This window comes from Pseudoalteromonas sp. Of11M-6, assembly GCF_022347905.1.
In the GTDB taxonomy this organism is placed as follows: domain Bacteria; phylum Pseudomonadota; class Gammaproteobacteria; order Enterobacterales; family Alteromonadaceae; genus Pseudoalteromonas.
On record NZ_JAKRFW010000013.1, the window covers coordinates 99,992 to 112,609 of the forward strand.

At 41.5% G+C, this 12,618-nt stretch carries 8 protein-coding genes; 2 read left to right on the top strand and 6 right to left on the bottom strand.

Annotated features, from left to right (window positions below):
- Positions 1-299: 299 nt before the first annotated feature.
- The gene (locus MHN32_RS08985; RefSeq protein ID WP_239421547.1) at positions 300-3,272 is read left to right on the top strand and encodes an immune inhibitor A domain-containing protein; all 2,973 of its coding nucleotides are present in this window, start codon (positions 300-302) and stop codon (positions 3,270-3,272) included.
- Positions 3,273-3,306: 34 nt separating this feature from the next.
- Here MHN32_RS08985 and MHN32_RS08990 read toward each other — a convergent pair whose 3' ends face one another.
- The 6 genes from MHN32_RS08990 to MHN32_RS09015 form a co-directional block, all read right to left on the bottom strand.
- Positions 3,307-4,314, bottom strand: a complete 1,008-nt coding sequence (locus MHN32_RS08990) for an isocitrate dehydrogenase (protein ID WP_010377116.1) — start codon at positions 4,312-4,314, stop codon at positions 3,307-3,309.
- 196 nt (positions 4,315-4,510) lie between these two features.
- Positions 4,511-6,202: a hypothetical protein gene (locus MHN32_RS08995; RefSeq protein ID WP_239421548.1), complete on the bottom strand. Its 1,692-nt coding sequence runs from the start codon at positions 6,200-6,202 to the stop codon at positions 4,511-4,513.
- 167 nt (positions 6,203-6,369) lie between these two features.
- Positions 6,370-6,753, bottom strand: a complete 384-nt coding sequence (locus MHN32_RS09000; protein ID WP_010605488.1) for a DUF3192 domain-containing protein — start codon at positions 6,751-6,753, stop codon at positions 6,370-6,372.
- A gap of 139 nt (positions 6,754-6,892) precedes the next feature.
- A complete protein-coding gene (xni, locus tag MHN32_RS09005; protein WP_239421549.1) occupies positions 6,893-7,663 on the bottom strand; it encodes a flap endonuclease Xni in 771 nt (256 codons plus the stop codon).
- Positions 7,664-7,668: 5 nt separating this feature from the next.
- On the bottom strand, positions 7,669-9,012 hold the full coding sequence (gene ppnN / locus MHN32_RS09010; RefSeq protein ID WP_239421550.1) for a nucleotide 5'-monophosphate nucleosidase PpnN: 1,344 nt from the start codon (positions 9,010-9,012) through the stop codon (positions 7,669-7,671).
- Positions 9,013-9,115: 103 nt separating this feature from the next.
- Entirely contained in the window at positions 9,116-10,648 is a 1,533-nt protein-coding gene (locus MHN32_RS09015; RefSeq protein ID WP_010605485.1) for a GGDEF domain-containing protein, read from the bottom strand.
- 178 nt (positions 10,649-10,826) lie between these two features.
- Here MHN32_RS09015 and MHN32_RS09020 point away from each other — a divergent pair, with 178 nt between their 5' ends.
- Positions 10,827-12,605, top strand: coding sequence for a PDZ domain-containing protein (locus MHN32_RS09020; RefSeq protein WP_239421551.1), 1,779 nt, complete (start codon positions 10,827-10,829; stop codon positions 12,603-12,605).
- The last annotated feature ends 13 nt before the right edge of the window (positions 12,606-12,618 follow it).

Below are 12,618 nucleotides of genomic sequence, written 5' to 3' on the forward strand. Positions count from 1 at the left end.
GCGGGGTTTGAGTATTTCTTTCAAGTAATAGCTCCCCGCTGAACTCTATGAAGAGACCAGTACCACCACGAGAACGATTAGTTGAAAGAAATTTGTCATTATTTTTCCTTTAAGTTGATGTCAAAGTTAGCCTACACAGTATTAGATATAAATTCCACCTTTCCACCTTTCAATTGTTGAAATATTACATTTCAATTTAAAATTCACCACCAATTAGATTTTTTATTTAGTAGAACTTATACGGGAACAAAACGATAAAAATGCTAAACTTAAAGCTCAATTGTACTAGGGAATCTTAGATGAATATTTTTAAACTAAGCATATTGGTATCGGCCACACTGCTATCAAATGCAGCGTCAGCGCAGGTGCTCTATAAAGATCAGGTTATCTATTGGCAGGAGAAAAAGCTCGGCCGCATGCTGAGTGAATACGAGCGGAAAATTGCGCTTGAGCAATTCACCAAAACAAAGCCTATTGCCAGCCAAATAAAAACACCTTATGCAATTAAAAATGTGCACCTTGGCAATACTAAGTTAGGTAAACAATTTGCGGTGAGCACGGCGCAAACACTTAATGAAGCTAAAATCCTTGCTATTCTGGTCGATTTTCCCGACTTACCTAACGACCAGAACCGACTAAACCCGGGTGATACAGATATGTACTACTCGAGCTATCCCGCGTCTCACTACCAATCACTACTGTACTCAGATAGCGGCTATAACGGCCCTAACAATGAGTCGTTGCAATCCGCTACCCAGTTTTATCAAGCGGCCTCAGGCGGCAGCTTCAAGGTATCTGGCAATGCATTTGGTTGGGTAAGAGCCGCTCAAAATGCAGCCTACTATGGCGAACAAGAAGGCGATACCCGAGACTTAAGACCGGAAGAGTTGGTGTTCGAAGCAGTAAGCAAAGCTGTGACCCAATTTAATATCGACCTATCTGAGTACGATAAAACAGATTTGAACGACATAGATGGTGATGGCAACCGCCTTGAACCTGACGGCATTATTGACCATGTCATGTTATTTCATTCAAGTATTGGTCAAGAAGCAGGTGGCGGCGTATTAGATACTGACGCAATTTGGTCACATCGCTTCTTCGTATTTGATGAAAACAACCAACCTAAGGCAATTCCAGATACCAACTACAAGATTTATAACTACACCATTAATCCTATTGATGCTGCAATCGGTGTGGTTGTTCATGAGTTTGGTCATGACCTTGGGTTACCCGACGAATATGATTTAAATTCCAATGACATAGGCGAACCCGTTGCGCTGTGGTCAGTCATGTCTTCAGGCAGTTACTTAGGCCAATTAAGTGGCTCGCAGCCCACCCAGTTCTCCCCTAAAAGCCTTGAGTTTTTACAACAAAATTATGCAGGAAATTGGTTAAACCAAACAGAGTACACATTAGATGATTTGAGTACAGAACAAACGGTAACGCTCACGGATATTGGAATAAACAATGGTACTACGAATCAAATAAAGATCAATTTGCCTGCACAACTAGAGGAATTCATTACGCCTCTGGATGGGAATTACCACTATTACTCCGGACAAGACGACAAACTCAATAACCAAGCAAGTTTTACCTTAAGCTTACCTAACGCAAGCCAAATTTCATTATCCATGCTTGCAAATTATAGTATCGAGCTTAACTACGATATTTTCCAAGTGGCGGTAAATGGGCAGCCAATAGCAGGAAATACAACAAAATCAAACCATCCAAATTATGCCAATGTCACTCACTACATGGATGGCGAGTCATCTTCTTTTGGGGCTAACCCAATTACGCTAGATTTTGATATCTCAGCGTACCGAGGACAAACTGTCACCGTGACATTCGTTTATCAAACTGACGATTTTGAAACGCTTAAAGGTGTATTACTAGACAACATTAAGGTGACAGCGGATGGTTCGCAAATTTATACAAATACAGCAGAGCCAACTAACGACTTAGTCTACAGTGGATTTCGTAAGATTTCTGGCTATAGAGCTAAATCAGGTAACGCTTACTACGCCCATTTACGCTCATTTAGAGGGTTAGATGCTGGTTTGTCTTTGTCTGGTTATAATTCTGGTGTGCTGATGTGGTACAGCAACAATGAAGAGAGTAATAACTCGACTTCGCTACACCCCGGCTCTGGAGATATGTTAGTCATCGACCAAGATCAAAACCCTATTTTCAAAGCCGACGACACCACACCCGCAACGAGTATTATTCAGGTCAAAGATGCGACGCTTCGTTTGGATACGCAGAAAGCAGGTCTTGGCGATCAACATCTCACGCCAATCAGTACGTTTGATGATACTCAGGATTACACCTTCCCAATCCAAAAGGAGTCAGGTGTTAGTTTGCCGGGTTTTGGTGTTCAACTTAGATTGAATACCATAGAGGAAGATGCAAGTAGTGCGCAAGTCGGTATAATTTACCTCAGCGACCCTAAAATCACTCAAGTACAATCGCAAAACACCGTTAAGTTTAATGTCAAAGGCTTAGCATTAAACGAATCAGATAGCTTTTTGTGGAACTTTGGCGATGGTCAAACAAGTAACGCGCTTTCACCTGCTCATAGCTATCAAGATATTGGCAACTATACGGTAATGTTCACACGAACCAAAGCTGACGGGAGCAGTTCAGCGTTGAGTTCAAATGTCAGCGTAGGCAACGTCGAGCCAATCCCGCTTACAGTCGGTGATATCAAAGCGACCTCAGTAGGGCAAGGCTTTGTCTTCAATGCTGAAATCATTGGTGGCAAAGCGCCTTATGAACTTGACTGGAACTTTGGTGATGGAGCAACAGCATCATCTAACTCAGTTGAACATATCTATGAGCTAAGCGGCACGTACACGGTAACGCTTAATGTGAAAGATGCCGAAGGTGAGGCGGTAACTAAATCAACCTCAGTGACTGTCGTAGTACCACTAAGCATTGAAGCCACAGCGACCACATCTAACTTACAGGCAAGCTTTGTCGCAACTGCTGCTGGTGGTGATGGTAACTATCAAGCTAGTTGGGATTTCGGTGATGGTACGCAAGGTTCTGGTTTGACTACAACGCATAGTTACGCTCAAGCGGGTACATATAATGTCGTGTTAACGCTATCGGATGGTGCAGATCAAAGCGCGAAAGGCACTGTTGAGATCACAGTGACGACCCCAACAACAACGCCGACGGACTCTGGTGATAGTGGATCGTCTGGCGGCAGTATCGGATGGTTTGCGTTAATCGGTGGAATGCTAGTGGGATTAAGAAGAAGGTGGTGCTAACGCACCACCCAAGGATTAAATTGAGCGTTAAGAATTAAAGACGCTCAATTACCGCCTGTGTGAAATCGGTAGTGCCGTGGCTACCACCAAGATCGCGCGTAGTACGGTCACCGCTCTTGATAACGTCAGCTACTGCACTGCGGATTTTTTCCGCTTTATCAGCTTCGCCTAAATACTCAAGCATTTGAATTGAAGCTAAAATAACAGAAGTTGGGTTTGCAAGGTTTTTGCCTGCGATATCTGGTGCGCTACCGTGAACTGCTTCAAAGATTGCAGCATCAGTACCAATGTTTGCACCTGGTGCCATACCAAGACCACCGACAAGACCTGCACAAAGATCAGAAAGGATGTCACCGAATAGGTTTGTTGTGACGATCACATCAAACTCTTCAGGTGTCATTACTAGTTTCATACAAGTCGCATCAACGATCATTTCTGCTGATTCAATTTCAGGGTAACGCTCACCAACTTCACGAGCAACTTTAAGGAATAGACCTGAAGTTGATTTTAGGATGTTCGCTTTGTGAACCGCAGTTACTTTCTTACGACCTTCACGCTGTGCTAACTCATATGCGAAAGTTACGATCTTTTCAGCACCTTCGCGAGTGATCTTTGACATTGCTTCCGCTTCATTACCATCTTCAGAAACAACTTGACCAAGACCTGAGTACATACCTTGCGTGTTTTCACGTACGGTAATGATATCAATATCATCGTAACGTGCTTTAGTACCTTCAAATGACTTAACTGGACGAACGTTTGCGTAAAGGCCAAAATGCTTACGCAATGTCACGTTGATTGAAGTGAAACCTTCGCCAACAGGTGTAGTTAGTGGGCCCTTTAGCGTGATTTTGTTACGCTCAATTGCTTCTAGCGTTGCTGCTGGAAGTAATTCACCTGTTTTTTCTAAAGCAGCCAAACCTGCGTCTACGTACTCGTATTCATAGTCGCAACCTACGGCTTTTAAGATCTCGATTGCTGAATCGATGATGCTAGGGCCAATGCCGTCGCCACGGATAACTGTGATGGTTTGCTGTGCCATGTTTTTTCCTTTATCAAAAGTTGGAATACACCCAAGAAGAATTGCAGACTAAGTTTAGTAGAAATTAACAAAGGTGTACGTTCGCTTGTTTAAGCCGCGTTTTATAGCAATTAATTTGGTCTTATTCCAGTATGGAATGAAAAAATGACATACATATGATTTATGCTTGTTATTGATAGTATTTATAGAATAAATATCAGGCAATAGATGAGTAAAATCCGGCCTCTAGTAGCGCTACATCAAACTTTTGTGCGGTAACAAAACGACTTTCAGCTAATACGTCATCGACTAATTGTTTTTGCCATGCAGTTAACACAAAGTTGGGTGATATCACTTTAAGTGCAATAAGTTTAATAAAAATGAATAGTTTATACTGCGCATTGGTCTGAGACTTTTTTAACGTTTCGCTATCTAGCATTGCCTTATGAAGAATACTTTTTTCAAAGTACTGCAGATTAAAGTCTAGGTATTTATCTTTTGCTATCGCTCGGATCCCAAATAGGTTGGCAATTGATACTAGTTCTTCCGAATACTCACGAGAGTGGAGTGCAGTGGCATGTTGGATCTCTACTCCTTGTTTAGTCACTAAAAATACAATAACCGCTGCAAATGGCGACAATAAACGCTCAAATTGCTCACCATAACTTTCACCAACATATAAGGCGATAATTTGACTAATTACGCCATATTTGTGCACGATATCTTCTGTGAAAGGAAGCTTATGATTGGCTATGATCTGCTCAAGCAACACTCGCTGCGCCAGTAATCCAGCAGCATCAAGTCCTACCATGGCGAGAGAGTGCCTAACCGATGCGGCTTTTAGATTTTCACGGTTATACTGCTTTGCTGCGATCTGCAATGCACTTGACACTGAATCGAACTCGCAAATCAGCTTTTCAAGTGCGCGAATACTTTGAAATTGACTGTGAGATAAGGCTTTTACTGTTTCTAGTAGATGTAAATGTTCAGAACCGAAAGGAAGTACTGCTGGTTCAGCAGCTCGGTCCCAAATATTGTAAAGTAACTTTGCATCTGTGGTTGCAGTCAAACCACAGTGAAACTGGAATTTACGGTTGGCCTTCGCCAGCTTTTTGGTTTGCCCATGTTCAACAACAGCAATTATTTTTTCACTGTTGCTTTGTATCACCAAAAAGCCCTCTTCGCCTTTAATCTCGCACAGCAACCCCGCAGGATGATTAACAAATGCCCCTGCAATTGCACTCAGCACTTTTAATGCAAAAGCATAACTGAGTTTGCAATAAAGAAGCTTAATCGCTCTGTCTAAAGCCACGCAATTTTGCTTGTGTGTTGGCGTTATTAAGCTTGCTACTCGGTGAGCAATTGCAACAATCAAAGAAGCATGGTCATTGAAGCGCTGAGGGGTAGGAGCCACTAGCTTGCTGTCATAGTTTGAAAGGCGAGATAAAATTCGCAAACATTGCAAGTTAGGTGTTTGTCCATCACTCAGTATTTGTACAGCCAATTGATGGCGAACTTTCCAAAGCTTATCTTGCTGTGCGTCTAACTTCTTACCTGCTGCGAGTTGATCGCTTTCTCTCGCTACGCATAAATAGTCCGCAAAGCTCGCAAGCAATAGCTCTTCGGTTACTGCACGAGAAAACTTTAAGTGATGACAAGCCATACAAACCAACACATTTTGATTCATGACCAGATTAGTGTTGTAACCCAAGTTTTGTGAATACAGTCCAAGCTGCCCATGCATGCTACTTGGCGAGGACTCATAACAGTCCATGTAAAGCTGTGCAAGTTTAACTAGGGTAGGGTAAATAGAGGACCACTTCTCTTTGTGATAATAAAGACGTAATACTTTGTGTGTACCTTGGGCTATCGCGAACAGCGTTTTACTAGTAACTATCCTTGCATCCATCTATCTTTACCAATTTTATTAAGTAAACGGTCTATTTTAAAACGGTAAAATAGCTTTCTTAGCAAGGCAAAAACATTGCTATTTAGTTGTTCTAAATGAGGCGTTGTTAACGAAGCTAATATGGTATTTTACCCTTCAAATTGGTTGGAAGATTAATCTAATTGGCATCACACTTTATCAAATGTGACCCGAGCACCTGGTCCCCAAAGCTTTAATATGCCATTTTCAAACAATAATCCGGTGCATTCATCTTCCGTAGTAATACCATCTGGTTTTACAAGCTGAGTGCGATAAAACACAATTTGTACAACCGTATTGTCTTGTTTTTTCTTTACATACGTTAGATCCGGGCTGCCCAAGGTATCCAATACTGTGTCTAACTCAGTCGGCTTTTCAAGGCTAAGATTACGAATGAAACGATTGTTAAACGCTTCTCGGTCCTGCCAAATCATCGCTTGCGGGTCATCTTTATAATAATTGATCACGAGAAACACCACAGTAACGTAAACCGCAAGGCCAAGAAATATGTACTGTAATATTTTCCTAATCATCTAACTGCTCAATAAAGAATGGGTAAAACGAACCTTGTATCTGCAAAAACTGAGATACGCTTGTATGCAATATATCAAAGTCATCTACTTTCGCCTAGCGCTTAGCGACGATGTAATACATTGCCAATCAAAAGTCCCTTCAAACCACTCGTATATCCTTCAAACTAAAGCCAATTGCAATATCTCTTCTTAGAGTCACTAGCGCTAGGCTGGTAACATAGTCGCTTGCTCCAGCCTCTAATTTTGCTTTTGCAGCAGGCTTTACTGTCTCATCTTTTAGCATACTTTCAAAGTCGTCATGCTTTGCGAGTAGCTCTTGCGCCGTCTTGATACCAACCCCAACAACACCTGGAATATCGTTCGTCTTGTCGCCACTTAACGCCCAAAACATTTCGAGCTTGCTTTGGGTGACAGAAAATCGACTTTTGATATCTTCGAGCGAAATTATCGACTTTTTAAAGTAGTCGTACACAGAGATAGCATCATTTATCAGGGGTAAGAAGCCTTTATCAGTCGATACTATCGTGCAGTTAACATTGGCAGCTGCGGCTTTACAGGCAAGCGTCGCTATCACATCGTCAGCTTCATCATGTTCGGGATTAAATGATTTAACACCAACACTTGCGAACGCTTGTGAAAACTTGTCGAGGTTCTGATTTAGAAATTCGGGCATAGGTTGACGGCTTATTTTATATTTTGGGTAAAAGTGATAACGCCAACTTTTATCACCATCAAAGACAGCAACTGCGTGTGTCGCCCCCGTTTTACGTAACAAGCTACGAGTCGCTTGCTCTACACGAAGACAAGAGGCCTTTATATGGGCCTCTTGTTCTTTAGTACCTTTTGGTTCATTAACAGCATAGATGCGCCTGATAAGGTTAAGCGCATCTATTAACAACAAATTATTCATTCACTCTAAGCTTTAATTTTATAACACGGTATATATTTGCTCCCAGGTAGCTTCATTCGCCCCTGAGCTACAAATGCACCCAACAGCTTATCCATATCGGCCATCAGTGATTTATCACCACTTAATTCATACGGACCATGCTGTTTAATTGCTGTAATACCTTCATCCTTCACGTTACCGGCAACAATACCAGAAAAAGCACGTCTTAAGTTAGCAGCCAGTAATTGTTTTGGTTGCTCTAGGTGTAAGTCTAAGCCCGACATATTTTCATGCGTTGGTGCAAATGGGTGCTGAAAATCATTTTCAATCTTTAAAGTCCAATTAAAGTAATAGGCATCACCTTCAGACTTACGATACTCGCGCACCGTTGCCATCGACTGTCTGAGCTTTTTGGCTACTAGCTCTGGATTGTCTACGATAATTTCAAACTTAGACAGAGCTTCTTTCCCAAGTGTTTTTTCAATGAAAGCACTGAGTTCTTCAAAATATGCCGCTGACTCTTTAGGGCCAGTTAAGATCACAGGTAAGCATTGCTTTTCATTTTCTGGATGTAACAAAATACCCAGTAAATAAAGCAGCTCTTCAGCTGTTCCAGCACCACCTGGGAAAATAATGATGCCATGCGCAATGCGTACAAACGCCTCGAGACGCTTTTCAATATCAGGCAAAATCACTAATTCATTAACAATAGGGTTAGGCGGTTCAGCGGCAATAATACTGGGTTCGGTAAGGCCTAAATAACGGTTATTCGAGATCCGTTGCTTAGCATGACCAATTGTTGCTCCTTTCATCGGGCCTTTCATTGCGCCCGGTCCACAACCGGTACAAATATTTAGGCCGCGAAGACCAAGTTGATAACCTACTTCCTTGGTGTATTTGTATTCAACTTCATTGATTGAATGACCGCCCCAACAGACAATCATGTTAGGGTCTTTATTCACTTCAAGCGCATCAGCGTTACGCAGCATGTCAAAAACCATATGGGTAATTTCTACCGGCGATTTATTTTCACCGTGATATTTTTGACAAATAAAAAGTATGTCGCGGATCACGGAAAATATGTGCTCATGGATACCGGTAATTATTTGACCATCGACAAAAGCAGACTCGGGGGGATTGCTTAACGCAATTTTTATTCCTCGCTCGCGTGCGAGTAGCTGAATATCAAAATCTTCGTATTTATCGTAGATTTCAGAGCTGGAATCGGTATGACTACCTACATTCAATACCGCCAATGCACAATTTCTAAAAAGCCTATATCTCTCACTTGTGGTTGACTGCTGAAGTAAATCGACTTCCAATCTTGATAATAAGTTAAGAACCCCAGTTGGGTTTAGCTCTACTTGCATAGGCTTACTCCTTGTTTGTAATGCGCAGCGAATTGGTATAACTGAACAAAGCGGGGACGAGTATAATGTCTCGAAACTCAGCCTTTACCCAAGTTAACTCTATTTACTTAAAACACAATCTATCTCGCCCGCTATTCTTCGCTTCATAAAGCGCTGCATCAGCTCGGTCAAAAGCACTCAACGCAGTGTCCCCTTTGACAAACTGAGTAGCACCGAGAGAAATCGTAATTTCGACTTCTTTTTCTTTAAATTTGAATGGTATAGATTTAATGACTTGCCTTACTTTTTCAAGCGGTTTTTGCGCATGAGTCAGCGGCATACCTGGCATTAGCAAAACAAATTCCTCACCGCCGTAGCGTGCGATAAAATCGCTTTTCCTAATAGACTTTTTAAGGGCTCGTGCGATCACTTGCAATGTTTTGTCGCCCGCACTATGACCATAACGGTCGTTGATAGATTTAAAGTGATCAACGTCGATAACAACCAGCGTCACATCTGAGTCGTTTATCTCAAATAGGTGCATTTCATGGGTTAGACGCTCATCGAAAGCTGCTCTATTTGGTAACTTAGTTAAGCTATCCAATAGGCTTTTGAACTTTTGTTCGCTGAGTCGCTTTTTATAATTTGAAACTTTGGACTCTAAGGTGTTGATACGATTATTAATTGCATCAAATGAGTCAAGCAGCGCCTCACGCTCATTTTTTTCGAGCTTTTCACGCTCTATCAAATCAGCACTCAGTAGTTTCAACTCGTTGTCGACCAAGGCTTTAAGCTCAGTTATTGAGCTGGCGTTTTGGGTTTGCTGATTTAAGTTTTGAATTTTTAGTTCTATTTTATTGTTTAACGACTGTAGTTCTTTAGATGTTGATTTTGAACGCGCCGTTGTTTCAACAATAGAGCGATGTAGCTCTTCCAGTGTTTGATTCAGTGAAACCAAAAAACCTTGTGCGGATTGGCGCTCTTTGGCAATCGTTTGCGCAATAATTTTAATGATTTCTGTCGCTGCTGAATATAGATTATCTAAACTGTTGTTTTCCGCAACGCTTGCGCGGATCTCTTTAACCTTTTCTATTACTTCATCTTCGAAAATTAATTCGTTGATCAAAGCTTGAAGTTCAGCAGCTAATTCTGGGTGATGACTATGAGATGCTTCTTCAGTAATTTCTACTTTGGATTGTAAAACCGTATGGTAGATAGAAACCAAAGACTCTAACGCGGGGATGTAAGCATTAGTAGAGTTGATATCTTCAAGTTCTACATCCAATAAATGACGCAACTTTCTGCGCGACTCATCTGGTAATCCCTTGAGCTTCTGCAGTAACTTTCCGCTTTGCTGAATTGCCGTTTGCAATGCTTTTTGATTATTTGAATTGGTCACTTCTTGTGACTTTAGCGGCTCGGAAATTCCATCGATAAAAGGCACAAGCAGCTCAAAATCGACGCCTTTATTAAGTGCAATACGAAATTTAGCTAACTGATTATCAAGTGAAACATCTTGCCCTTTGCAGGCCAGGGATAACTTTGCAGCAAACTGAGTAAGGAGTTCTACTTGTTGTTTTCTTGCATCCTCAAGCGTTTTTCTAGCCTCTATGGCTTGCTTTAATTTCTGCTCGAGCATTAAGGCATTGTCAGTCACAGATTTCCAATCATAAAATAATCTCTTAGTTACCAAGTCTACAACAAATTACGCTGTTATGCGCGGAAATTTAACGTGGTAATGTATCGGAGTTTGCTGTTTACTCATCGATATTACTTAGCGTGTAAGTCGCTGATTTGGTAAATTGATTTTATCTCAAATTACCGATACAAAAATAATGAAGAAAAGCCTTATTGCCTTGGCATGTGCAGCAACATTTAGTGTTTATGCTGACGTCGACTACCGTATTTCAATTACACAACCGCAGCATCACCTTGCAGAAGTAGAAGTTCAGTTTCCAAAATCTTCTCAATCAAGCATCGATGTGCAACTTCCAGATTGGCGTACAGGTCGCTACGAGATATTGGATTTAGCCAACGGCGTACGCTTTTTTGACGCAAAATCTCAAAGCGGGCAATCACAAAAATGGGAAAAAATTGATAAAAACACATGGCGTGTACACCTTAGCGAGCCTACCGAGCTGACGGTTAACTATCAGGTTTATGCCAATGAGTTAGGTCTTCGAGCTAGACACATAGATGACACCCACGCGTTTATCGATGCATCTGGCTTTTTGATGTTTAGTGAATCTTTCAGATCAGAGCCTGTTTCTGTTGAACTCAATGTACCTAAAGGCTGGCGCTCAGTCTCCGGTATGGAGTTTGCCGATTCAAAAAACAGTTTCAAAGCCGATAACTATGACATATTGTTAGATTCTCCTATTGAGACTGGTATTAATCAGCTGCACAAATTTGAAGTGGATGGCCGTAGATATGAACTAGTTATTTGGGGCGAGGGCAACTATGACGTTGACCAAATGCTAGCCGATCTTAAAAAACTCGTTCAAACCGGCACGCTCATTTGGCACGATTATCCTTATGACCGTTATGTCTTTATGGTGCATGCAACCAGCGGTGCACGAGGGGCAACAGAGCACTTAAACTCGACGATTATTCAAAGACATAGAGACAGTTTTAAAGAAAGAGATGACTACATTGGTTTTATCTCTACAGCCGCACATGAATTCATCCACACGTGGAATGTCAAAAACTATCGTCCAGCAGGCATGGTTCCTTATGATTACGTAGCACCAAATTACACGGATTTGTTGTGGCTAGCAGAAGGCTCAACCAGCTACTTTGAGGATTATTTGCTGCTAAGTGCAGGGATCACCACCAATGACGAATATCTTAAAATGCTGACTAAGCGTGTTAATCGTCATTTGAAAACTCCTGGTCGTCATGTTCAGTCGGTTGCTGCAACGAGCTTTGATAAATGGATCAATCAAGGTGGCGATCATGGGATAAATTACAGCACCAATATCTATTCAGAAGGTGCGTTGGTGTCCATGGCACTTGATATCGACTTACTCGAAAAATCAAACGGAAAAATTAGCTACCGTGACGTTCATAAAGCACTTTACCAACAGCATAAATTGCCAAATAGCTTCACCAGTGAAGATGTTAAAAACATCCTAAAAGCGCTTACCGGTCAAGACTACAATACTTGGTGGAATGAATATGTTGACACACCAGCGAACATAGACTTTGACAAGTTATTCGACAAAGTAGGACTTGTTTATGATTATCCTAAGTCAGCAAAAGTGATTGCAGGCTTAGATGGTATGGCAAGACAAAAGGGTGAATTACTGGAGCTGACCCATGTAGCTCGAGATGGAAATGCATGGCAAGCGGGGCTAACAGCAGGCGACCTTATCGTTGCATTTGATAAACACCATGTTCGTAAAGATTTAAAAGCGAGCTTAGAAAACTTCGAGCCAAGTCAAACAATCACGGTAGATTTTATCCGTCGTGATATGTTGATGAATACGAAAATCAAGCTTGACCGCGACCATGATAAGCCTAAAAAGATAACATTTACGCCTAACCCATCAAACGAGCAAGCGTTACTTTATAAAGCGTGGATGGGGGTTTCTCACCCAAATGAAATAAAATAATGGCAATCAAAAA